The sequence below is a fragment of the Streptomyces sp. NPDC007863 genome (assembly GCF_040633895.1).
In the GTDB taxonomy this organism is placed as follows: Bacteria; Actinomycetota; Actinomycetes; order Streptomycetales; family Streptomycetaceae; genus Streptomyces.
In genome coordinates this window covers 98,430-122,115 of record NZ_JBEYEI010000025.1, presented here as the reverse complement: position 1 = coordinate 122,115, position 23,686 = coordinate 98,430, and the positions used below count along the sequence as shown (strand labels likewise).

At 72.7% G+C, this 23,686-nt stretch carries 16 protein-coding genes and 2 pseudogenes; 6 read left to right on the top strand and 12 right to left on the bottom strand.

The window, feature by feature from the left end; translation table 11 throughout:
* Positions 1-4: 4 nt before the first annotated feature.
* Together ABZ621_RS32410 and ABZ621_RS32405 are read right to left on the bottom strand one after the other, a co-directional pair.
* Positions 5-649, bottom strand: coding sequence for an urea amidolyase associated protein UAAP2 (locus ABZ621_RS32410; RefSeq protein ID WP_360610023.1), 645 nt, complete (start codon positions 647-649; stop codon positions 5-7).
* Positions 646-1,500 carry an urea amidolyase associated protein UAAP1 gene (locus ABZ621_RS32405; protein ID WP_360610022.1) on the bottom strand — a complete coding sequence of 285 codons (855 nt, stop codon included), beginning with the start codon at positions 1,498-1,500 and terminating at the stop codon, positions 646-648. Before ABZ621_RS32405 ends, ABZ621_RS32410 begins: the two co-directional genes overlap by 4 nt.
* Positions 1,501-1,656: 156 nt before the next feature.
* Between ABZ621_RS32405 and ABZ621_RS32400 the strand changes: the two genes are divergently transcribed.
* On the top strand, positions 1,657-2,343 hold the full coding sequence (locus ABZ621_RS32400) for a helix-turn-helix domain-containing protein (protein ID WP_360610021.1): 687 nt from the start codon (positions 1,657-1,659) through the stop codon (positions 2,341-2,343).
* Positions 2,344-2,362: 19 nt separating this feature from the next.
* Here the strand turns inward: ABZ621_RS32400 and ABZ621_RS32395 are convergent, their stop codons facing one another.
* The 8 genes and pseudogenes from ABZ621_RS32395 to ABZ621_RS32360 all read right to left on the bottom strand — a co-directional run.
* The gene (locus ABZ621_RS32395) at positions 2,363-3,922 is read right to left on the bottom strand and encodes an amino acid permease (RefSeq protein WP_360610020.1); all 1,560 of its coding nucleotides are present in this window, start codon (positions 3,920-3,922) and stop codon (positions 2,363-2,365) included.
* 242 nt (positions 3,923-4,164) lie between these two features.
* A complete protein-coding gene (locus ABZ621_RS32390; protein WP_360610019.1) occupies positions 4,165-7,494 on the bottom strand; it encodes a S8 family serine peptidase in 3,330 nt (1,109 codons plus the stop codon).
* Positions 7,491-7,838 carry a hypothetical protein gene (locus ABZ621_RS32385; RefSeq protein ID WP_360610018.1) on the bottom strand — a complete coding sequence of 116 codons (348 nt, stop codon included), beginning with the start codon at positions 7,836-7,838 and terminating at the stop codon, positions 7,491-7,493. The genes ABZ621_RS32390 and ABZ621_RS32385 overlap by 4 nt, the downstream gene beginning before the upstream one ends.
* A gap of 94 nt (positions 7,839-7,932) precedes the next feature.
* Positions 7,933-11,160, bottom strand: coding sequence for an AAA family ATPase (locus tag ABZ621_RS32380; RefSeq protein ID WP_360610017.1), 3,228 nt, complete (start codon positions 11,158-11,160; stop codon positions 7,933-7,935).
* Between the two features lie 177 nt (positions 11,161-11,337).
* Positions 11,338-12,414, bottom strand: a complete 1,077-nt coding sequence (locus ABZ621_RS32375) for a zinc-binding dehydrogenase (protein WP_360610016.1) — start codon at positions 12,412-12,414, stop codon at positions 11,338-11,340.
* Positions 12,415-12,442: 28 nt separating this feature from the next.
* Positions 12,443-13,900, bottom strand: coding sequence for an aldehyde dehydrogenase (locus tag ABZ621_RS32370; protein ID WP_360610015.1), 1,458 nt, complete (start codon positions 13,898-13,900; stop codon positions 12,443-12,445).
* A 177-nt stretch (positions 13,901-14,077) separates the two neighbouring features.
* Positions 14,078-14,941 carry a 3-hydroxybutyryl-CoA dehydrogenase gene (locus tag ABZ621_RS32365; RefSeq protein WP_360610014.1) on the bottom strand — a complete coding sequence of 288 codons (864 nt, stop codon included), beginning with the start codon at positions 14,939-14,941 and terminating at the stop codon, positions 14,078-14,080.
* A 17-nt stretch (positions 14,942-14,958) separates the two neighbouring features.
* Positions 14,959-15,258 (bottom strand): annotated as a pseudogene (locus tag ABZ621_RS32360) (hypothetical protein); the annotation flags it as partial.
* Here ABZ621_RS32360 and ABZ621_RS32355 point away from each other — a divergent pair.
* The 5 genes and pseudogenes from ABZ621_RS32355 to ABZ621_RS32335 all read left to right on the top strand — a co-directional run.
* A pseudogene (locus ABZ621_RS32355) lies at positions 15,258-15,644 on the top strand (ATP-binding cassette domain-containing protein); the annotation flags it as partial. The pseudogenes ABZ621_RS32360 and ABZ621_RS32355 sit on opposite strands and share 1 nt — an antisense overlap.
* Positions 15,645-15,709: 65 nt before the next feature.
* On the top strand, positions 15,710-16,513 hold the full coding sequence (locus ABZ621_RS32350; protein ID WP_360610030.1) for an ABC transporter ATP-binding protein: 804 nt from the start codon (positions 15,710-15,712) through the stop codon (positions 16,511-16,513).
* Positions 16,510-17,400, top strand: a complete 891-nt coding sequence (locus ABZ621_RS32345) for a branched-chain amino acid ABC transporter permease (protein WP_360610013.1) — start codon at positions 16,510-16,512, stop codon at positions 17,398-17,400. Before ABZ621_RS32350 ends, ABZ621_RS32345 begins: the two co-directional genes overlap by 4 nt.
* Positions 17,401-17,461: 61 nt before the next feature.
* A complete protein-coding gene (locus ABZ621_RS32340; RefSeq protein WP_360610029.1) occupies positions 17,462-18,610 on the top strand; it encodes a branched-chain amino acid ABC transporter permease in 1,149 nt (382 codons plus the stop codon).
* Positions 18,607-19,869, top strand: a complete 1,263-nt coding sequence (locus ABZ621_RS32335; RefSeq protein ID WP_360610012.1) for an ABC transporter substrate-binding protein — start codon at positions 18,607-18,609, stop codon at positions 19,867-19,869. Before ABZ621_RS32340 ends, ABZ621_RS32335 begins: the two co-directional genes overlap by 4 nt.
* Before the next feature lie 532 nt (positions 19,870-20,401).
* On the opposite strand, the gene ABZ621_RS32330 is transcribed toward ABZ621_RS32335, so the two are convergent.
* Together ABZ621_RS32330 and ABZ621_RS32325 are read right to left on the bottom strand one after the other, a co-directional pair.
* Positions 20,402-21,388: a hypothetical protein gene (locus tag ABZ621_RS32330; protein WP_360610011.1), complete on the bottom strand. Its 987-nt coding sequence runs from the start codon at positions 21,386-21,388 to the stop codon at positions 20,402-20,404.
* Between the two features lie 384 nt (positions 21,389-21,772).
* A complete protein-coding gene (locus ABZ621_RS32325) occupies positions 21,773-23,473 on the bottom strand; it encodes a class I adenylate-forming enzyme family protein (RefSeq protein WP_360610010.1) in 1,701 nt (566 codons plus the stop codon).
* Between the last annotated feature and the right edge of the window lie 213 nt (positions 23,474-23,686).

Genomic DNA, 23,686 nt, shown 5'->3' with positions numbered 1-23,686 from the left:
GTGGTCAGACCTCGTCGCTGTCGTCGGGGCGGGTGATCGTCATCCGTACGGCCGTCGGGTCGAATCCGTTGCAGGGGTTGTTGATCTGCGGGCAGTTGGACAGCAGCGCGAGGACGTCGGTCTCGGCGCGCAGCACGACCCGCAGGCCGGGTGCCGAGATGCCGTCGACGATGCCGAGGGTGCCGTCCTTCTCGACCGGCACGTTCATGAACCAGTTGATGTTGGAGACCAGGTCGCGCTTGCCGAGTCCGTGCTTGCTCCCCTCGGCGAGGAAGTTCTCCACGCAGGCGTGCTGCGACCAGGTGTGGTGGCCGTAGCGGAGGGTGTTGGACTCCTTGGAGCAGGCGCCGCCGATGGTGTCGTGCCGACCGCAGGTGTCCTCGACGACGGTCATCAGCGGGGTGTGCTCGTTGGACAGCAGCACCGAGCCGGTGGTCAGGAAGACGGTGCCCTGCGCCTGGATCGTGTCGGGGGCGCTGTAGCGGACGGAGGTGTCGTGCGCGTCGTACAGCAGGAAGTCGGCGGCCTGGTTGCCGTGCAGGTCGGTGACGGTCAGCAGCTCGCCCTTGCGGACGACCCCGGACCAGGCGGCGCGGGCGGGGACGGTGTCGTCGGAGACGACGCGGCCGGGAAGGGCGGTGACGGTCATGCGATCCCCCGGGCGGTGAGGTGGTCGACGGTGTTCAGGAAGGCACGGCGCCCTTCGGGCGTGGCGTCCCACAGCGGGTCGCCGGGGGCGGTCGGGCGGGCCCGGTACGCGAGGACGCCGAGGTTCCCGCAGCGGTACTCGGGGCGTGGGTCCAGGGGGTGCGGGACGTTGGCGATCAGGACGACGACGTCCTGTTCGGCGCGGAGCGTGACGGTCCCGCCGGGGCCGGCGGAGCCGGTGAACTCGGTGGAGCCGTCCTCGGCGATCCGTACGCCCTGGAAGAAGGAGACGGACGGCGGGAGGTCGCGCGGGGCGAGGCCGTTCTTGAGGGCGGCGAGCTTGAACAGCTCGCGGCCCGCCGGCGAGGCGGACTGCGGGGTCCCGTCCCCGTACCGGGCGGTGTTGCGGGCGAGGGTGGAGGTCCCGGTGAGGGCGTCGTGCCGGCCGGAGGTGTCCCGGGTGAGTGAGGCGAGGACCCGGCCCTGGTCGGACAGGAGCAGGTGCCCCTCGCCGAGGTAGGCGTTCCAGAGCACCTTGACGGTGTCGGCCGCGTTGAGCCGCTCCCAGGGACGGTCGGCGCTGTGGAGCAGCAGATGCGCGCAGGCGTCGCCCGTGAGATCGGTCAGTCGGAGCTCGGTGCCCCGGGCGAGGACCTTGTGGGTGTAGGTGCCGCCCGCCACGGTCTCGGCCCACACGACGTCCCCGGCGGCCACGCCCTCGGGAGGCGCCGGCCAGCTGTTCGCGGGCAGGACGGGCATGGCGTCGACCTGTGTGCCCTCCTGGGCGCGGGCATGGTCGCGCGCGCCGTGCGTCGACGCTGTCGCTGACGGTGTCGCTGACGGTGTCGCCATGGATCGACCTCCGGTCGGAACTGATTTCTGTCGCTTGACAGAAATTAGGGAGCGGGCGCTTCGCCGCCATTGCCCGTGCGTTTCGCCCCGGTTACCGGAAACTCACCCGGGAGCTCGGCCCGGAGGGAGGCTCCGGCCCTGTGCGAGGATCACGGAGTGACCACGCCCACCAGCAGAAAAGTCGGCCGCCCCCGGATCCAGGAGCGCTCCGCCGGCGGCCTGGAGCCGCGCGACGAGATCCTGGCCGCGGCGGCCGAACTGTTCACCGTCCGTGGCTACACAGCGACCTCCACCCGCACGATCGCGGAGCGCACCGGGCTGCGACAGGCCTCCCTCTACCACTACTTCGACGGCAAGGAGGCGATCCTCGCGGAGCTGCTCGAAGGAACCGTCCGGCCCTCCCTGGAGGTGGCGCGCCGCCTGGTGTCCGAAGCGGAGGCGGCCCCGGAGGCACGGCTGTGGGCCCTGTGCCACTCCGACGCGGCGCTGCTGTGCGGCGGACCGCACAACCTCGGGGCGCTCTATCTGCTGCCCGAGGTGCGGACGGACCACTTCGCGGTCTTCCACCGGATCCGCGCCGAACTCAAGCGGTGCTACACGGAGCTGCTCGCCGCCACGGAACCGGGAGCGGCGCTCGACGCGGACGGCCTGGCGCTCCGCACGGACCTCCTCTTCGGCCTGACCGAGAGCGTCATCCTCATCCGGCGCGCCGACCCCGGACGCGACCCGCGGGCCCTGGCGACGGCGACGGCCGACGCGGCGCTCCGGGTGGCGGGCGTGCCGCAGCGCTCCCTGGCACGGCTGCGCCGCGAGGGGCAACGGCTCCTCGCGGCGGACGGCTGACCGGGCGTCGGGCGGTGGATCACACCAGGACGGGCGAGTCCTCCTTCGACGCCTGACCGGCACCCCTGCGGCGGTGGTACCAGCGGTACGCCGCGCCGGTCGCGACCGTCGCGCCGACGACCAGGACGGTGAACCACTGGAAGTACCAGTGGCCGCCCTCGGGGTCGTACACCTCGGCGCGCGGCCAGGAGAGGTTGACCGTCATGAGGAGGCCGTAGCCGACCGCGAGGGCGTTGACGGGCAGTCCCCAGCGGCCGAGGGAGAACAGCGGCCTGCCGAGTTCGTCGCGCTCACCGTCGGCGGCCGGCGGCCACTCTCCCCTCAGCCGCCGGACCAGCATCGGCCCGGTGACCATCGCGTACGCCAGGTACACCATCGCGATGCACGTGGTGCCGATGGCCAGGAAGGCCTGCGGCGAGGCGAGGTTGAGCAGGAGCAGCAGCCCCGCGCAGACTCCGACCACCACCGCGGCCGTGCCGGGCATCCCGGTCCGCGCCGGCACCCGGGCCAGTCGCGCCGAGCGGGGAAGGACGCCGTCGCGGGCCATGGAGTACAGCATGCGGGTCGCCGAGGTCTGGATCGCGAGGGTGGCCGCGCAGATGGCCAGGGCCACGTCGGCGAGCAGGACCCGGCCGAGGCCGTCGCCGAGGGTGCTGGTCAGCACGTATCCCAGGCCCTCGGTCGCGAGGCGCCCGTCGGTGAGGCTGGGCGCGGCGAGCAGGCCTCCGAGCAGCAGGAGGCCGCCGCAGACGCCGGACGTGGTGAGGGCGCTGAGCGTCGTACGGGGAGCGGTGCGCCGGGGGTTGACGGTCTCCTCGCTCATCTCGCTCGCGCTCTCGAAGCCGATGAGGACGTACGCGGCGGTGAACGAGCCCACCAGGAGCGACGCGATCAGGCCGCCCTGGCCGCCGGTGTGCAGGGTGATCCCGGGATCCCGCTCCGCGTGGGTGGCGAGGAGGGTCACGATGAGGGCGACTCCGGCGATCTCGGCGGTGACGCCGACCGTGTTGACGGCCGAGAGCGCGCGGTTGTCCAGGACGTTGAGGAGCGTGGTGAGCGCGAGCAGGACGAGGCCGAGGACGGCGGCGTTGGCGGCTCCGCTCGTCGTCGTCGGCGAGGGGTCCCCACCGACGAGCTGGAAGCCCGGCCAGACCGCGGGGAGCACGACCTGGAGCGCGAGGGCGGCGGCCGCCACGACCACGATCCGCCCGATCACCATGATCCACCCCGCGTACCAGCCGAAGGCCGGGGTGCCCAGACGGCTCGCCCACTGGTAGATCGCCCCCGCGATGGGCATCCGGGCCGCGAGTTCGGCGAAGCAGGCGGCGACGAGGAGCTGGCCGACGAGGACGACGGGCCAGGTCCAGAAGAAGCCCGGCCCCCCGAAGGAGTAGCCGAGGGAGAAGAACTGGAAGACCGTGGTCAGTACGGAGATGAAGGAGAAGCCGGCGGCGAAGGAGGCGTACCGCCCCATCCGGCGCCGCAACTCCTGGGGGTAGCCGAACTCGGCGAGCGAGCCGTCGCCCGCGGCGCCCGGGGAAGGAGGTGCCGGCCGAGCGGGATCGGTGGTGACGGTCATGGCGGTCCCCTGTCGCGTAGGCGAGTCCCTGCGAATACCTGTCGGATGACAGAAATTAGGGACGGCCGGTTTCCGCCGCGTGTCGCGACCGTGTCTCCCCCGTTAGCGACCCCTCTCCTGACGCCCCGTCCGGGCCGAGGACCGGAGTGCGGCGGCCGCCTGCGCCGCCGCTTTCGCCCCGGGAACGCGACGGTGCCACCGCCCCGAGGGAGCGGTGGCACCGTCGTGTCGTCAGCGCGGGGTCACCCGACCGGAATCGCCCTGGGGAGCGCCGTGTCCACGGTGTTGCCGCTCCGGTCCTCCGCCGCGACGCGGACGCCCAGGAAGCCACCGGACCTCAGCGCCGTGTGCGGTGCGAGGAACCGGTACGCGCCGTCCTCGCCGAGGACGGGAACCCGCTGCCAGGTCACGCCGTTGTCGGCGGTGACCCAGGCGCGCACCTCGCGCAGGCCGTCGAGCGCGCCCGTGACGTCGGCCTTCACCAGCAGCGGAAGGCCGGCCCGCGCCTGGTTCAGGTCGTTCAGCGGGGCGTCGAGCGCCACGTTGAGCAGCTTCACCGGAGTCACCGCGTCACCCGTGCCGCCGGCGGTGAAGGTCCACCTGGACGTCGCCTCGCCGCCCATCGGGAAGATGCCGGCGGAGGTGTACGTGCGGCTCAGCTCGTACGAGGCCCTGCCGGCGTCGGCGAAGGTCCTGTCGATCGACGAGCCCCGGTCGGCGACCAGGGTCCCGTCACGGTACAGCCGTGTCGTGGTCAGGACGCGCTGGGGGAAGTTGAAGTCGCCGTTCTGCCCGACACGCCCCTGCGGATCGACGCTGTCGTCGATCTTCAACTGGAGGCGGGCCCCGGTGGTCTGGCCCGTACCGAGCACGGAGAACGGGCCGGTGAACCAGGTGTACTTCGTGCTGCTGCCCGGCCGGTAGGTGAACGGTGCGGGCGCGTAGTTCATCGACACCCCGCTCTGGTTGCGGTAGCTGAACCGCAGCCAGGTCCGGTCCTCGGCCTGGATGTACTCCGTGCGCTCCCGGGGGACGGTCAGGTAGGACGGCGAGGACGTGTTGAGGCCGTTCAGACCGGTCCCGTAGACCGTACTGCCCTCCTGGTAGCGGAGCTTCTCGTTCATGCCCCGGTACACCATGCGGACCTTGGCGAACGTCTCGACCTCGTCGCGGGTCAGCCGTCGCTCGGGATCGTCGCCGACCTCGGTCCGGGCGTAGGCCGCGTCGTAGAGGACACTCGTGTCGCCCACGGCGGTGTCGCTTTCCGCGTCGGCGAGGCGCCACCGCTCGTTGAAGGCGATCTTGCCGAGGTGGGTGTCCGTGGTGGGCGTGATCCAGAGCGCGTCGCGCGGGAAGGCTCCGTAAGCGCCGCCGGCCAGCATGCTGTGCCGGATGCCGAACCGGCCGTCGTCGGTCGTACGGGTCAGGTTGCCCGCCATGAACTCCGGCCGGGTGTCCGCGCCCTCCACGGAGGCGGTCCAGCGGCGGGCCCTGCGGGCGTCGAAGACGATCTCGTTCGAGCCGGCCGTCAGATCGGCGCTGACGATGGCGATCTGACGCAGCCCGTCGACGGTCATCCCGATCAACCCCAGGCCCATGTAGCGCCCCTCGGGAACCCGCAGGTCACGGGTGCCCGCGACGCTGACCTCCGCGTTCAGCGAAGCCCCGCTGTCCGCGTTGAGGAGGGATATCTGGGCGGGTGCGGGCTTGCCGGCGCGGTCCAGGACGGTGACCTTGACGGACTGTGCCCGGTCCAGGAGCAGCGGGACCCGCAGCGCCTGGCCGCCACCGGTGGGAAGGACCGTCAGCGCACCGGTGTAGGTGCCGGTGGGCGTGCCCGTGGCATCGACGGTGAGGGTGACGTCGGTGGACTCACCGGCGCCCAGCGTGACCGTGGAGGTCGACAGGCTCAGCAGGCCCGCCGGAGGAGTCGACCCGGTGGCGGCCAAGGTGCCCATGAGGTCCAGGGTGACCGTCGCGGCGCCCTTGTTGGTGAGCTTCACGGAACGGGTCGCGGTGCCGTCGGTCACGTCGAGGCGCCCGAAGTCGAGGGCACCGGTATCGGCCACGACGGTCTGCTTCAGCGCGGCGGGGAGGTTCACCACACCGGCGCCGACGTCGTACAGGGACTGGCCGTTCTGCGGAGCCGTCGTGGTGCCCATCAAGGTGTGCTTGAGCTGGTCCGGGGTCCAGTCGGGGTGCTCCTGCGCCAGGACGGCCGCGGCACCGGCGATGTGCGGGGCGGCCATCGACGTGCCGGAGAGCGCCGTGTAGGCCGGGTCGGACTGCACGGTGCCGAGGTTCGTGCCGGTGGCGCGGGCCGCGACGACGTTGACGCCGGGGGCGGCTATCTCGGGCTTGACCGTTCCGTTGAAGGAGGGGCCGCGGCTGGAGAACGAGGCGGTGCCGCCGGCGAAGTCCACCGCGGCAACCGACAGGGCGTGTGGGGCGATCGAGGGGGCGGACACGGTGCTGATGTTCGGACCGTTGTTGCCCGCCGACACCACGAAGAGGGTGTCGGACGAGGTGGCCAGCGCTTCGAGCGACTGGGTGACCGGGTCCTTGCCGTTGGTCGGGCCGCTGCCCAGTGACATGTTGACGACCTTCGCGCCCTGCGCGACCGCCCACTCCATGCCGGCGATGACCTGCGAGTCCGATCCGGACCCGTCGTCGCCGAGGACCTTGCCGATGATCAGGTCGGCGTCCGGTGCGACGCCGGACCGCAGGCCCGGCGCCCCGGCGCCGCTGCCCGCCACGGTCGCCGCGACGTGGGTTCCGTGGCCCTGCTTGTCGAGCGTGCCGCCACTGCCCGAGAAGTCCCTGGTCGCACTGATCCGGCCCACGAGGTCGGGGTGGGTCTGGTCGGCCCCGGTGTCGAGCACGGCGACCTTGACGCCCTTGCCGGTACGGCCGGACTGCCAGGCGGTGTCGGCCCCGATCTGGGTGAGGTTGCGGTCCAGCGCGTCGGCGTGGACCTTGCCGTCGAGCCAGATGCTCTCGACGCCCTTCAGCGCGCCCTTGGTGTCGAGGGCGTCACCGAGCTCGGCCGCGTCGTCCTTGTCGAGGACGGCCGTGCTCGCCTTCAGCGAGCGGAAATCACGCTGGGCGGGCAGCAGACCGTCGCCGGCCAGCGCCTCCGGCCGCTGCGCGCCGGCGCGGCGCACGATCAGCGGCAGCGTTCCGGCGCGGGAGTCGTCGTACCCGTCGCGGATCAGGCCGTCGACGTTGAACAGCTGCGGGTCCAGGACGGAGCCCACCTTGCCGATGACGTCGCTCGGGTAGAAGTACGCGTCGCCGTCGATGTCCGTACGGGCGAGGACCGTACCCGGCTCCGAACCGTCGGCGGGCTCCGCGCTGTACGACTTCCTGCCGTCCGAGGTGGTGGTGACCGTGACCCGGTCACCCGTGACGAGGGTGACCGTACGGCTCACCGCGGCGCCGGACGGGGAGACGGCCGGGGTGACGGCCGCGTCCGGTACGGGCCCCGCGGCCGCTGACGGCAGGGCCGCGGGCGAGCACAGGGCGGCGACGGTGATCGCCGCCACGAGTCGGGCACGGGCGGGGTGTCTCATGAGGTCTCCGGGTTCTGGAGGGGGGAGGAGGTCGGCGTGCCGGGCGCGTTGGACGACGGCAGCTTGATGCGGTACGCACTCCGGTCGTCCGTCCCGTCCTCCTCGAGCAGCACGGTTCCGGTGAGCCGGCACCACGCGCGGAGGGAGGGACGGACCTGAGGGTTCGCGCTGTGCAGTTCCAGCACGCTGCCCTCGGGCAGCTCGCACCGGCGCCGCTCCAGGAGGTCGAGGATGCGCGCCCATGGCTCGCCCCCCGCGTCGACGACGGCGCGGACCGAGTCGTCCGGAGCGGACGACTCGGGGAAGGCGGCGCCGGACGACGCTCGGGACGGGGCAGCACACATGGGGCGGTTCTTCCTGGACGGTCGGGAACGCGGGCACGCTCACCCGGGATTCCGGGGGTGGCCAGGACCGTAGGCAGCCCTCGTTACCCGCGAATTACCGCTTTTCCAGGAGGGTGGACGGACCGGCTCTCCGGGTGACGACCCGAGTCGCGGCCAGCTCCGCCGTCAGCCGTCGCATTCCTTCCAGCACCTGAGGATCGCGGGCGAGTGGCATCGCGTCGGCGCAGGCCCGCAGCGCCTCCTCGGCCCGCGTGTGACGCCCGCACCGCAGTTCGACCTCGGCGAGTCCCACCAGCGCGTACGGCAGCACCCATGAGGCACCGAGCGAACGGGCCAGCCTCACTGCCGCGTTGGACAGAGCCGTCGCCCGGCGGTGGTCGCCCACCAGCAGCTCGGCGCCCGCCAGATTGCTCTGGTCGAAGGCCAGCACGGTGGGGTCGCCCGTGCGCCGGGCGACCCAGACGGCTCGCCGCGCGAAGTCCCGTGCGGCCTTCGGCCGGCCCTCCTCACGGGCCAGTTCGCCCACGACGGAGAGCGCGCTGGAGATCAGCGCCGCGTCGCCGGTCCGCTCGGCCGTACTCAGGGCCGCCTCGGCCGCCTCGCGGCTCTCCCGTACCCGTCCGGTGACGAGCAGGGCGGCGGCGCGGGTGGTGAACGTGCGGGAAAGCAGCGGATCCCGCTCTCCGGCGGGGAGCCGCACGGTCTCCGACTCCGCCCGGCGCAGGGCGACGAGCGTCTCGTCGAAGTGCCCGGCGTGGAAGCCCAGCGCGCCAAAGGCGAGATGGAGCCTGGCACGCTCACCTGCCGTCGACCGACCGCGCGGAGCGCCCCGGAGCACGGCGAGACCGTCGAGCGGGCGCCCTGCACGGCCCAGGACCTCGGCCAGACACACCGCGGCGCGCAGCGTGCCGGAGGAGTCCCCGGCCGCCGTCAGATCCCGCAGCGCCCGCCTCAGCACGTCCTCGGCCTCCGGATAGCGTGCCGCGCGGCGCAGGACCTCGCCCCAGGCCAGCCGCGCCTCCCCCGCCGCCGCCCGGTCGGTGGTGTCCAGCCGGGCGACCAGTTCCCGGTAGTAGTCGCAGGCGCTGTCGTTGGCGTACAGGGCGGCCGCCCGGTCGGCGGCCGCCCGGAGGAAGACCGGTGCCCGCTCGTCGTCGGCGACCGCCATGTGGAACGCGAGGGTGTCGACGGCGTCGGGACGCAGCCGCAACACCGCGTCCGCGTACGCCTGGTGGATCCGCCTGCGCGCGGCTCTGCTCAGCTGTTCCGCGCAGGCGAGTCGTACGAGTGGGTGGCGGAAGGCGTAACCGAGAACGGCCCGGCCGCCAAGGACGACATCACGTTCCTCCACGATGCCCGATCCGGCCGCCGCGTCGAGGGCCGCCGTGACTTCCGGGCCCTCCAGCGGCGGATGCAGACCGGCGGAGGCGACGGCCTCGATCTCGGTGAGCGCGACGGCGGTACCGCCGGCGACCGCCAGGGCGGCGAGGGTGCGGCGGGCGTCACGGGGCAGGCGGGTGAGTCTGCTGCCGACGAGACGCCGGATGCCGTCGGGAACGGCGTCGGCGTCCGGCTCGGCGGTGGTGCGGTGCCGCGGTTCCATGCGCTCCAGGTCCGCTCCCGGGGTGCTCGTCAGTTCCAGGGCGAACAGCGGGTTTCCGAGCGAGAGCCGGAAGATGCGAGAGACCGTGCGACGCGCCTCCGCGGATTCGACGGAGCCGGAGCCCGAGCGGCCGGAGAAGTCCGTGCCGGCCGCGGAGTCCGTGCCGACGGGGCGGCCCGCAGCCGCGGCGGCCAGCCCGGCGCAGTCGGCTCGGCTCAGACGCAGGAGGTCGACCTCCACCGCCATCCGCTGCCGCAGGATCCCGTCGAGCACCTGTCGCCGCACGTCGTCCGGTTCGAGCGTGTCGTCGCGGCAGGTGGCGATGAACCGCCAACGTCTGGCCTGAGTGGTCCGGACGAGATGGTGGAGCAGGCTCAGCGAGCCCGGGTCGGCCGCGTGCAGATCGTCGAGCACCACGAGGACCGGCCGGGCCGCCGCCAGGTCGGTGAGGAAACCGGCGACGGCGCGGAACAGCCGCGCTCGCTCCTCCTCGGGGCTCGCGGCGGCGGCCGGTCCCCCGCCCAGCGACGGCAACAGGGTGGCGAGCCCCGCATGTTCGGCGCCCACCCGGGAACGCTCCTCCGCGCCGCACCCGGCGAGCAGGCCGTCGAGCGCGTCGACGAAGACCCCGTACGGCGTCTGCCCCTCCGCCTCGTGGCTCGTGCCCCACAGCACGCACACGCCCTCGGCCGCCGCACGGCGTGCCGCCTCCGCGACGAGCCGCGTCTTGCCGATGCCCGCCTCGCCGCGCACCACGACGAGGGGGGCCGGCCCGGCCGGCGCCGCCGCCCCGGGTTCCCGCGCGGACCCTCGGGCATGCTCGACGAGGAGCTCCAGCGGGCGCTCCCGGCCGAACAGCGGCAGGCGTTCGGGGCGGCGGATCGCGGGCGGCAGCGGCGCGGGTTCCGGCAGGGTGCGCGCGGGCGGTGGGACGGTCCGGGCGTCGAGCGCGGCCAGGGCGGACCGGTGCAGCGCCTCCAGTTCGGCGCCCGGCCGCACGCCCAGTTCCTCGGAGAGCGCCTCGCGGCAGGCGTGGTACTGCCGGATGGCCTGGCGTGGCCGGCCCATGGCGCACCAGGTCCGCGCCAGGAGCAGGTGCAGCCCCTCGTCGGCGGGGAATCGGTCCAGCGCCTCGCGCAGCACACCGACGGCGTCGTCGGTGCGGCCGTCGGCCAACAGACTTTCCGCAAGGGCCCGTACGAGCTGTTCGCGGAGCACCTCGATGCGGAGCCGACGTTCCCGCGCCCAGTCCGCGTACCGGTCCTCAGGGAGGAGCTCCCGGCCCAGGGAGGCCAGTGCCGCGCCGAGTGCGTCGGGTGCTCCCCCGGCGAGCGCGGCCCGGGCGGACTCCTCCGCCTCGTCCGCGTCGACCCGTACCCGGTCCGCCGCCAGGAAGAGCGCCTCGCCCTCCGCCACCACGTAGGAGGACGGAGTCCGGGGCGTGAGTTCCGGTTCCAGGGCGTGGCGCGCGGCATGGAGCGTGACCCGCAGGTTCCGTGCCGCCGACTCCATCGGGACGTCCGGCCACAGCAGCTCCATCATCTCCTCGCGATGGCGCCGCCGCCCCGGGGCCACGGCCAGCAGCTTCACCAGCGTCTGCGCGGTGCTGCGGCGCCAACGCCGGGGAATCTCCACGCCGTCGTCACGGACCGCCCCGAACCCTCCCAGGAGGTGCAGGGTCAGCCGTGGAGCGCGCGGGGTCTCGGCCGGTCCTGGCATGGCGCACACCTTAGCGATGAACGGTCTCTCGTACGACGGTGCTGTGCGCCCCTGCCGTCGCGGGCGCGACACCGTGGGCGGTGTGTCCGGACGACGTGCTTCCGGACGTCCGCGCGACCGGGGATCCGGCTCGTTCCTGCGTGGAGTCCCCGGTCGTGCCGCCGCCGCTGGAGCGGCTCAGGCGATGTCGACGATCGTGCGCAGGGCCTCGCCGGTGTGCATCTGGCGGATCGCCTCGTTGATGTCGGTCAGCGGGACATGGTGCGTGATCATCGACTCGAGGTCGATGCGGCCCGCGCGCCACAGGTCGATGATCGTGGCGTACGTGCGGCGGATGTCGTCGCCGCCGTAGAACGAGGGCAGGATCGCCTTCTCGTTGAGGACCAGTTCGGCCATGCTGATGTCGGTCATGTCGGTGCGCGAACCGGCGCCGACGAGGCAGACCGTGCCTCCGAGGCGGGTGGCGTCGTAGGCGGCGCGCAGGGTGCCCGCCTTGCCGACGGCCTCGAAGGCGTAGTCGAAGCCGAAGCCTCCGGTGAGGCGCTTGACGGTCTCCGGCAGCTCATCGGGAGCGATGGCCTCCGTGGCGCCGAACTTCAGCGCCCACTCGCGGCGGTTCGGTGTCGGGTCGACGGCGATGATCCGGGCCGCACCGGCGACCTTGGCGCCCTGGAGGATGCTGATGCCGACGCCGCCGAGACCGATGACGACGACCGACGAACCGGGCTTGACCCTGGCCGTGTTGAGGGCCGCGCCGATGCCGGTGGTGACGCCGCAGCCGATCAGGGCGGCGATGTCGTAGGGCACGTCGTCGGGGATCGGGATCGCCGCGTAGGCCGCGATCACGGTCTCCTCGGCGAAGGTGCCGGCGCCCAGCATTCCGGGGACGGCCGTCTCCCCGCTGCGGAAGTTGATGTGGGCGAGGTTGCGGTAGCCGCTGCGGCACAGGTGGCCGTCGCCGGCCTTGCAGGAAGGACAGGCGTCGCACGGCGGCATCCAGCAGACGATGACGCGGTCGCCCGGCTTGACGTGCGTGACGCCCTCACCGACCTCGACCACCTCGCCGGCGCCCTCGTGGCCGGGAACGAACGGGGCGGGGTGGGCGAGCACACCGCTCATGGCCGACAGGTCGGAGTGGCACAGGCCGGCCCTGTGCAGCTTGACGCGGACGCGTCCGGGGCCGAAGGACGTCGACTCGACGTCGACGACGTCCAGGGTCCCGTCGCCGGTCTTGTGCAGGACTGCTGCGTGCATCGTGGGCTCCTCGTGGGTGTGGCGGGGGTCAGGATCGGGCCGGGGCGGGCAGGTGGATCGTCTTGGTCTCCTGGTACGCGGCGAAGCCCTCGGGGCCGAACTCGCGGCCGATCCCGGAGTTCTTGTAGCCGCCGAACGGGCCGGCGACGTCGAAGCGCTGGCAGTTGACCGAGTACGTGCCGGTGCGGATCAGCCGGGCGATCTCGGTGCCGTGCTCGTCCGTGCCCGCCCAGACGGTGCCGGCCAGGCCGTAGGGGGACTCGTTGGCGATCCGGACGGCGTCGGCCTCGTCCTCGTAGCGGATGAGGCAGATGACCGGCCCGAAGATCTCCTCCTGGGCGATGCGCATCCCGTTGTCGACGTCACCGAACAGGGTGGGCTCGATGTACCAGCCGGTGCCCAGACCTTCGGGGACGCCGCCGCCGGTGAGCAGCTTGGCGCCCTCGTCCTGGCCGATGCGGATGTAGTCGAGGTTCCGCTGCCGCTGCCGCTCGGTGACCATCGGACCGATCTGCGTGGCCGGGTCGGACGGGTCGCCGACCCTGAGCGAGGCGACGGCGGCGGTGAGCTTCGCGGCGATCTCGTCGTAGCGGCTCGCCGGGGCGAGGACGCGGGTCAGGGCGACGCACGCCTGGCCGCTGTTGGCGAAGGCGCCCATCACGAGGTTGGGCAGGGCGGCGTCGAGGTCCGCGTCCTCCAGGAGGATCGCCGCGGACTTGCCGCCGAGCTCCAGGGTGACGCGGGTGAGGTTCCGGGCGGCGGCGGCCATGATCCGCTTGCCCGCGTCGACCGATCCCGTGAAGGCGACCTTGTCGATGTCCGGGTGGGCGACCAGGTAGGCGCTGGTCTCGCGGTCCGCCGGAAGGACGCTGAGCACGCCTTCCGGAAGTCCGGCGGCCTCGCACACCTCGGCCAGGAGGTAGGCGTCCAGGGGCGTTTCCGGGGAGGGCTTGAGGACGACGGTGCAGCCCGCGAGCAGGGCGGGCGCGAGCTTGCCCGCGATGGTCAGCTGGGGCACGTTCCAGGGGGTGACGGCGGCCACCACGCCAACCGGCTCGCGGCGGATCAGCAGGGGGCCGGTGAGACCGGGCCGCTCCTCCTCCGTCGCGAGGCCGGCGGCGACGGCGAGGGTCGCGCCGAAGGTGGCGACGGCGCTGAGCGCCTGCGCGCGGACGGAGACGGTGACGGGGCAGCCGTTCTGCAGGGTGATCAGTTCGGCGAGCTCCTGATGACGCGCGAGGAGCCCGTCCTTGATCCGGGTGACGATCTCGATGCGCTCCGCGGGCGTCATCCGGGGCCACGGGCCGTGGTCGAAGGCTTCACGGGCCGCCGCGACCGCGCGGTCCACGTCCTCGGGCGTGGCGTGCGGCACGCGCCCGACGACCTGCTCGGTCACCGGCGACACCACCTCGATGCTGTCCCGGCCCGCGGGCTCGGCCCACCGGCCGCCGATGAAGAGGGTGCGGCGTTCCAGGATGTCGGTCATGTGCGGGGTCCTCGCTGTCATTGCGTAGGCAGGGTGATGCCGGAGGGCGGTCGGTCACACGATCGACAGGATCCTTCGAAGTGAACGATGACTACTTGTCCAACAGGTGCGACACCTTTGAAATCCGGCTCCATCGCTGGCTAAGTTAATTTAGACTAACGCGGCTGCCCAGAGACATCAGTCCGTGTAGACATAGAAGCCGCACCCCGCCTTCCGGCCCACGGCGCCGGCCGCCACCATGCGCCGCAGCAGCGGCGGCGGGGCGTACAGCGGCTCCTTGAACTCCTCGTACATCGATTCGGCGATCGACAACGCCGTGTCGAGGCCGATGAGGTCGAGAAGCCGGAGCGGCCCCATGGGGTGGGCGCAGCCGAGCACCATGCCGGCATCGATGTCCTCGGCCGAGGCCACCCCGGACTCGAGCATCCGCACGGCGGAGACGAGGTAGGGGACGAGCAGGGCGTTGACGACGAAGCCCGCACGGTCGCGGGCCAGGACGACGGTCTTGCCGAGCGTGCGCTCGATGAAGGCCGTCACGTCCGCGGTGACCTCCGGGGCGGTGAGCTGGGTGGGGATGACCTCGACCAGCCGCTGCACCGGTACGGGGTTGAAGAAGTGCACGCCGACGACACGCCGCGGCTGTCCGGTGACCGCGGCCAGGTCGATGATCGGGATCGACGAGGTGTTGGAGGCGATGACCGCCTCGCGACCGGCCAGGACACGGTCGAGCCGCTGGAAGACGGACGCCTTGACGTCGCGCTGTTCGGCAACCGCCTCGACGACCAGATCGCGGTCGGCGAAGCCGTCGAGGTCGGTGGTGAACGAAAGCCGGCGAAGCGCCGCCTCACGCTCCCCCTCGGTCAGCTTGCCGCCCCGGAGCCCCCGGTCGAGCGAGGCGGTCAGCCGGGACCGGCCTGCCGCGAGGGCTTCGGCGCCGCGTTCGGCGACCACGACGTCGAGGCCGGCGCGCGCGCAGACCTCGGCTATCCCGGAGCCCATGAGCCCGCAGCCCACGACCCCGACTCGACTGAATTCACGCATCCGACGGATGTCCTCTCTCACTGTTGACGGCGCCACCGTTCACGGTCGTCGGTGTCGCACACCCCGAACACCTCGAAGACGAGCTCGCCGGCGGCGGGGTCCGTCCCGGCCACCGGACGCACCCGGGTCCCCTCGCGCACGAGATGCGGCGGGGCACCGACGACCCGACAGCGGAGCGTGAAGCCCTCCGGGAACCGCACGACCGACTCGCTGCGCATCGCCCTTCGATAGCGGCTCACCACCGTCGACCGGACCACGACGCCCCGGCCGTCACTCCGGTGGGAGTCGAGGTCGCTCGACGCGCACACCGGGCACAGGGCTGCTCTCCGGCGGCGAACAGCAGATGCTCGCCATCGGGCGGGCCCTGATGGCACGGCCCCGGCTGCTGCTCCTGGACGAGCCCTCCCTCGGCCTCGCGCCGCTCGTGGTCGCGCGGATCGCCGAGGTGGTCCGGCACATCAACGCACTCGGCACCGGCGTCCTGCTCGTCGAGCAGAACGCGGCCCTCGCCCTGGAACTCGCCGACCACGCGTACGTCCTCGACGTCGGCCGGATCCGCCTCGAAGGACCCGCCGACGAGCTGTCCCGGTCCGACGAGGTCCGGCGCCTGTACCTCGGCGAGCGGCCGGAGGGAGACGGCGAGCCGGGCCCCGGCGACGAGGAGGCCGCTCCCGCCCCCTCGCTGGGCAGGTGGTCCCGTTGATCCGCGAACTGCTGCGCCACGCCGCCTCCCCCGGGACCTCACCCTCGCAGGAAGGGGTTCCGGCGCTGACCGTGGAGGACGTGACCGTACGCTTCGCCGGCCTCACCGCCCTGGACGGCGTCGGGTTCACCGTCGCACCGGGCAGCGTGCACGCGCTGATCGGCCCCAACGGGGCCGGCAAGTCCTCCTGTTTCAACGTCCTCTCGGGGGTCTACCGCGCGGCGAGCGGCAGCGTGCGCTTCGGCGAGGCGGAGCTGACCGCCCTCCCGCCGCACCGGATCGCCGCCCTCGGCGTCGCCCGGACCTTCCAGAACATCGTCCTCACCCGGGGAACGGTCGCGGACAACCTGATGCTGGGCCGCCAGACCCTGACCCGCGCCGGCTTCACCGCGACGGCGCTGCGCCTGCCGAGCGTGGTGCGGGAACAGCGTCTGCACCGCGAGCGCGTCCGCGAGATAGCCGAGTTCACCGGGCTCGGGGCGCTCTTCGACGCACCGGTCGCCCTCCTGTCGTACGGGGACCGCAAGCGCGTCGAACTCGCCCGGGCGCTCTGCATGGAGCCCAGGCTGCTGCTCCTCGACGAGCCGGTGGCCGGCATGAACACCGCCGAACGTCTGGGGATGGCCCGCACGATCGCCCACATCAGGGACGCCCTGGGCGTCTCCGTGCTGATCGTCGAGCACGACATGGGGATGGTGATGCGGATGGCGGACGAGGTGACCGTCCTGGACTTCGGGCGCCGGATAGGCGGCGGTTCGCCCGAGGCCGTCCAACGCGATCCGGCGGTCGTCCGGGCGTACCTGGGCGGCGGCCCGTCCTCCGCCACCATCCCGGCCCCCGACGGCCCTGACACGGAGCAGGCTCCATGAACACGCTCGTCCAGACCGTCTTCAACGGCATGGCCCTCGGCTCGGTCTACGCCCTCGTGGCCCTCGGCTTCTGCCTCGTCTTCAAGGTGTCCGGCGCGGTCAACTTCGCCCACGGCTCCCTCCTGCTCCTCGGCGGCTACCTGGTCGCGGTCCTGCACGAGCCGCTCGGCTTCGTCGGCGCCCTCGCCGTCGCCGCGCTCGGAGCGGCGGCCGCGGCGGCGCTCGAAGCACTCGTCCTGCGCCGGGTGGCGCGGGCGAACGGTCCTGCCGTACCCACCATCCTGACCATCGGCGTCGACATCCTCCTGCTCACCGAGCTCGCCCGGCGGATCGGCGGCGACGTCCTCGGCACCGGCGACCCCTGGGGAGCCGACGTGCTCACGGTCGGCGGCGTGACCGTCGCCCAGGCCCGGGTGTACTCGCTGCTCGCCGCCGCACTCCTGGTGGGCACGTTCCTGGCGGCCTTCCGGTGGACGGGCTGGGGCCTGTCCATGCGCGCGTACTCCTCCGACGCCGAGGCCGCCGCGCTGATGGGCGTACGGGGCGACCGGCTGCGCATGAGCGCGTGGCTGCTCGCCGGCGCGCTGGCCGCGGTGGCCGCCGTCTTCCTGGCGGCGTTCCCCGGCACCGGCATCGACCGGACCACCGGCCAGATCGCCCTCGCGGCCTTCCCCGCGGCGGTGCTCGGCGGACTCGGCTCGGTCGGCGGCGCCCTGCTGGGCAGTCTCCTCGTCGGCATGGCGGAGGCCCTGGCGACCGGCTACCAGCAGCAGTTGAGCGGCCTCGGCTCCGGACTCGCCGAGGTCGTCCCGTACGCCGTGATGGTGCTGGTCCTGATCGTCCGGCCGCAGGGCCTGCTCGGAGCCAAGGAGTCATCCCGTGTCTGACCGCTTCTCATCGGCTCCCGCATCGGTCGTTCGGCGGCTGCGGGCCCTCGGCCCCCGGCGGATCGCCGCCCTGGCGGGCTGTCCGCTGCTCCTGGCACCGCCGCTCTACCTCTCCTCCTTCTGGCTCCAGACCGGGCTCTTCGCGATGGTCGCGGTGATCGCCGCGATCGGCCTGAACCTCCTCGTGGGAACGGCCGGACAGCTCTCGCTCGGCCACGCTTTCTTCCTGGCGGTCGGGGCGTACGGCTACACCTGGCTCGCCGACGACTCCCACCGCTCCGGGACGACCGAGCTCGCGGGTCTCGGCCTTCCCCCGCTGGTCGCGTTCGCCGCGGCGGTGACGCTCGCCGGTGTCGCGGGCGCCGCCTTCAGCCCCCTCTCGGGTCGGCTGCGCGGCATGTACCTCGGGGTCGCCACGCTGGCCCTGATCTTCTTCGGCCACCACGCGATGCTCAACGCCGAGTCGTACACCGGCGGTTTCAACGGCCGGACGGTCCCCGACATGGAGATCCTCGGGCTGAGCCTGGGCGATGCCGACGACGGCCTGGCGGTGCTCGGCGTCCCCTTCGGGGGGCTGGAACGGCTCTGGTACTTCGGCCTGGTGCTGGTCGTGGTGGCCGCCCTGGCGGCCAGGAACCTCCTCAGGGGGCGTCCCGGCCGGGCACTCGGAGCCCTGCGCGACAGCGAGGTCGCCGCCGCGGTGATGGGGGTCCCTGCAGCCCGCTACCGCGCCGCCGCCTTCACCGTCTCGTCGATGTACGCGGGCGCGGCGGGCGCACTGCTGGCGCTGGCCGCCCAACGGGTCGTCCCCGACTACTTCAGCCTGCTGCTCTCCATGGACATGCTCGCCATGATCGTGATCGGCGGCCTCGGCTCCGTCGCGGGCGCGGCGGCCGGGGCGGTTTTCGTCAGCGTGCTGCCTCAGCTGCTCGCCCACTACTCCGACGCCCTTCCGCTGGTGGTGTCCGCCGGTTCCACCGAGCCGGGGCTCGGCTCGGCAGACGCGGCGCGCTTCCTCTACGGCGCCGCGCTGGTCCTGACCCTGGTCTTCGCCCCGGGAGGACTCGTGGGTCTCCGCGGCCGGCGGGCCGCCCGCGTCCTGCGGGGTCTTCCACGGCCGCGTCGCTCCTCCTCCCCTACCACTCCTCCTCCCCCGCCTTCCGCCGGTGCCGGCACCGGCGGCGACACCCTCAAGGAGCACACACCGTGAACCGCAGAAAGACCCTCGTGGCCGCCGCGGCGGCCACCTCGCTGGCCGTCGTCCTGGCCGCATGCAGCACCAAGGGCGGCGACTCCGCCGGTTCCACCGACAAGGCCGGCATGAAGACCGGCCCCGGCATCACGCAGGACAAGATCAGCGTCGGGGTCCTCACCGACCTCAGCGGTCCGGTCGCGCCGCTCGGCAAGAGCGCCCTCCAGGCCGAGCAGCTCTACCTGAAGCAGGTGAACGCCGCGGGAGGCGTCTGCGGACGCACGGTCGAGCTGGTGGTGCGCGACCACGGGCTCGACGTGCAGAAGGCCGTCGCGGCCTACGCCGAAATCGAGCCCCAGGTCGCGGCGCTCGGCCAGCTGAGTGGCTCGGCACAAACCGCGGCGCTGCTGGACGGCATCGAGAAGGACAAGCTCCAGTCGATCCAGATCGGTGCCTCCGGCACCGTCCTGGGCAAGCCCCACCTGCGCCTGATGGCCAGCACGTACGACATCGACATGGTCAACGGAGTCGGCTTCCTGGTGAAGGCCGCGAAGCTGAAGAAGGGCGACAAGGTCGGTCACGTCTTCATCGAGGGCGAGTACGGCGGCAACGCGGCCGAGGGCGCCAAGTTCGCCGCGCAGAAGGCCGGCCTCACCCTCGTCGCGCAGACCGTGAAGCCCACCGACAAGGACCTCACCGCGCAGGTGACCGCGCTCCGTGCCGCGGGCGTCAAGGCCGTCGTGTTCAGCGGCGTCCCCGCTCAGACCGCGTCCCTCGTCGGCGTCGCCGCCGCCACCGGCCTGAAGGTACCGGTGCTCGCCAGCGCCCCGGCCTACGTGCCTCAGCTGCTGGCAACACCGGCGAAGCCGGCGCTGGAGAAGATGCTGTACGTGGCCAGCCCCTGGCCGGCGCTCAGCGTCGACGAGCCGTCGGTGAAGAAGCTCGTCGACGACTACACCAAGGCCTACCCCAAGGACCCGGTGAACCAGGCGGCGCAGGCCGGCAACGCGGCCGGCTCCCTCCTCGTTGGCACCCTCAAGGCCGCCTGCGAGAAGAAGGACCTCAGCCGCGACGGCATCAGCAAGGCCCTGCGCAGCCTCACCGCGTACGCCGAGGGCTTCCACGAGCCGCAGGACTTCTCCGACCCGGCCAAGGCGTCCAGCACGAAGACGTACATCGCCCAGCCCGCCGCGGACGTTCCCGGCGGCATGAAGCAGATCCAGGACGCCACCGAGGACCCGGCACTCGCCGAGTACCTCGCCGCGCACGGGAGCTGATACATCGGGCGCGGTGACATGACTGCACGGGACGCCGAAAGGCGCTCCCGTGCGGTCGTCGTCTTGTGCGCGGTCGCTCCCCACGGGCTCTCGGATCCCGGTCAGCACGACGAGTGTCCCGACAGCGCGTGCCTGCTCCCTGTTGAGCGCGAAGAGGTCGAGAAGACCGCGCTCGGTGCGGGCTCGGCGGACGTCGTCGAGGGAGTACGTGTTGACCGGCCGCCAGGTCCGGTCCCGCGGTCAGCGACCGTACGCGGTCCGCCATGGTCGCGACCCGCTGCCCGCGGACGAGGCCGCCGCCCGCGTCCGCAGAGTCGAGGCCCCCGGCGACCGTGCACCGCGCCTCGCCGTGTCCGGCGAGGGGTGCTGACGTGGGGAACACGGAGCGGGAGGGGCGCCTTCCGTACGGCGGGCGCGCGAGGGCGGACCACTCCGGGGTCTCCCCGGCCGGCCCCGTGGCGTCCGCGACGGCACGGACGCGAGCGGGCCCGTGCCGCTCGGCGGCACGGGCCCGTTGTCGGGGAGGGCGGGGTCAGGACAGGGCGTAGGAACGCAGGGACGGCTCGGCCCACACCTTGGTGGCGTTCAGGAGCTCCGCGCTCATGTTCGCTGCGGCGACCGCGGTGGCCCCGCTCGCCTCGGACACCGTGACGCCGGGGAGGTTCACGTCCAGGCACTTGCCGAACGGCAGCCGGCCGGGGTCGGCCGCCCCGGAGTGCGAGAGCGCGTCGACGACCAGCCCGTAGGCGACGGAGTCGTACAGGAAGCCGAAGTGGGTGACGGTGCGCCCGGGGCAGACGCTCTGCATCGATATGTTCGCGGCGCCGCTCACCGGCGCGGTCGTGACGGGGACGATGGCCTCGTCGGTGAGGCTGTAGAGGTTGGTGTAGGAGACGGGGCCGGGGGTCTCGTCGCCGGCGTTGAGGGCGGCGAGGAAGTCGGATCCGACACTGAACTGGTGCAGTGCGGGAGCGCAGGGGGCCGTGCAGAAGAGGTTGCCGGCACCGATGCCGTGGCCGGGGTTGGCCAGGAAGACCGCGTCGTCGACCTCGCCCTGCAGGCTCGGCCACCACCTGAGCGCCCAGCGGATCTCCATGTTGCCCTGGCTGTGGCCGATGACGTCGACCTTGCGACCGGTCAGGGAGTTGATCCTGCCGACGGCGTGGACGACGTACTCGGCGGCCTCCTGGATGTCGCCCATCGACCTGTTGGGCAGGTCGACCGTGCAGACGTCGTAGCCCGCGTCGCGCAAGGCGGGGGCGTAGCCCCAGCCCCAGCTCTCGTCGGCGGTGGAGCTGGTGCCGTGGACCAGCAGCACCGGCTCACGGTCGGGATGGGCGTAGGAGCCGGGGCAGTGCAGCGCCGCGTCGAGCGTGGCGGCCGGGGTGTCGAGCCCGGGTTCGACGGCCGCGGTGGCGGCCGGGGCGGGCCCGAGAAGGACGGCGACGAAGACGCCCAGCAGGGCTGCGGCGAAGGCGCTCGGCCGGCGGCGCAGCGGGGTCTTCCACGATCTGTTCAACGTGACTCCTGTGGGTGGAGGGGTGGGTGGGTGCCGTGTCCGGACACCGGCCGTGGCCGTGTCCGTGGTTGTGGTTGTGGCCGTACGCGCACGAGGTTCGGTCGGGGCCCGGCGAGAATCGGCGAGCGAATCGGAGGATCACGTTCCAGGTCCCGGCGGGAGCGAACAACCCTTCGCGCACGCCCTGTTCGGCTCCGGCGCGATCTGTGTGGGCGGTCACAGGAGAAGGCACCGCGTCCTGCCCCGCGACACAAGACCTGCCCGCCCGCGACCGTCACCCAGCCGTGGCGTCCACGCACCGGAGCGACGAGCGTCTCCACGCGCGTGGACGCGAAGGCGTCGGCGCCCCGCGCTTCCCCGGGGCGCCGACGTATCCACCTGTTCTCAGCGCGCCGTGGCGGCATCCTCGGTGAGCTGGTCGCGCAGTGCCGTCTTGAGGATCTTGCCGGTGGGCGTGAGCGGCAGGAAGTCGACCACGCGCAGGTCACGGACCTTCTGGTAGGGCGCGACGCGCTCGGCCACGTACACCATCAGCTCGTCGGCCAGCTCATCCGCTTCCGCGACGCCGGGGCGCAGGACGACGAACGCGGCCGGGATCTCGCCCGCGTTCGCGCTCGGGGCGCCCACGACCGCGGCCTGGGCCACGGCCGGATGGCCGCAGAGGATCTCCTCCAGCGGCTGCGGATAGACGTTGTAGCCCTTGTAGATGATCATGTCCTTGGCGCGTCCGACGAGGAAAAGATGGCCGTGTTCGTCGAGGCGCCCCATGTCGCCGGTACGCAGCCAGCCGTCGGCGAACTGCTCCGCCGTCAGCTCGGGCTGCCCGTGGTACCCGTCGGCGACCTGTGGGCCGCTCGCCCACACCTCACCCGTCTCCCCCGCCCCGAGGACGGTGTGCGTGTCCGGCGAGCGGATCTCGATGCGGGTGTCGAACACCGCGATGCCGACGCTGCCCACCGGGGTCGCGACGGTCGGGTTCGGCGGGGCGCCGGCGAGCCCCATGCTCGCCTCGGTGAGTCCGTACCCCTCGCAGACCAGGGCGTTCGGGAAGACCTCGGCGAGGCGGCTCAGCGCCTTCGTGTCGATCGGCGCGGCTCCGGAGACAGCCATCAGCACCCGGGAGTAGTCGTGCTTGTCGAGGGCCGGGCTCGCGAGCAGGGCGTAGTACATCGCGGGGGACCCGGTGATCGCGGTGACACCATGGCGCTCGACGTCGGCGAGGAAGGCATCCGGCTGGAAGCCCGCCACCATGACGGTGGTCTGCCCCAGGACGATGTTGACGCTCTGCGTGATCAGGCCCATGCCGTGGAAGAGCGGGGCGACGGCGATGGTGGCGCCCTCGCCCACCGGCAGCGCGTACGCGTTGAGGGCGTCGGGTACCGGCCGGAGGAACACGCCGCCCTCGGCGTCCTGCTCCGGCAGGGTAGCGGAGCGCAGGCACGCCGCCTGGAGCGCGGCGGCCACGGCGTTGCGGTGGAGCACGCGCACGGCCTTGGAACGGCCGGTGGTACCTCCGGTCAGCTGGAAGTGGGCGACCTGCTCCGGGTCCGTCGCGTACCCGGTCAGGGGGGCGGCGGCAAGCAGCTCGGCGAAGGGCACGGTCTCCCGGTGGGCCGGGGGCGGGGATGCCGGCGCCGGAGCGGCGGCGGTCCCGGACACGCACACCACGAACCGCACGCCGGGGACGTCGACGCCGGCGAGCGCGGCGGCACAGGCCGGGTGGGTGACGACCGCTGCGGCTCCCACGTCCTGGAGCTGCTCGGTGAGCGCGCGGGCCGGTTGGGCGGGGTTGACCGGGGCGACGGTCGCGCCGGCGCAGATCGCGCCGTAGTACGCCACGACGTACCAGAGCGAGTTGGGCATGTGCATCGCGACGACGTCGCCCGGGACGATGCCCCGCTCCCGCAGCCCGCCCGCCACGCGCAGCGCGTGGTCGTACAGCTCCGCGAAGGTCAACGTCTCCTCGCCGTCGCGGACGGCGATCCGGTCGGAGAAGGACCGGGCGGCGCCCGCGAGGATCCGGTCGATCCCGGCGTCCGGGTAGTCCAGGGACGGGGGCATGCTCTTCGGCCACGCTCTGGTCATGGGGAACTCCTGTACTCCTGGATTGCCTGAAGAGACGGCAGCGGATCTTGAGGGATCGGCGCGCGATCGCACGGGGCGCAGCCGAGGGAAGCGGGAGGGACCTGGCAACGACGTCACCAAGTGGCGGCCAAGTTAATCCCACATAACCACCGTGTCCAGGCATTGCTCATGCAGTCGAGCCCGAGAACATGGCAGTAACAGGCATCGACCCCG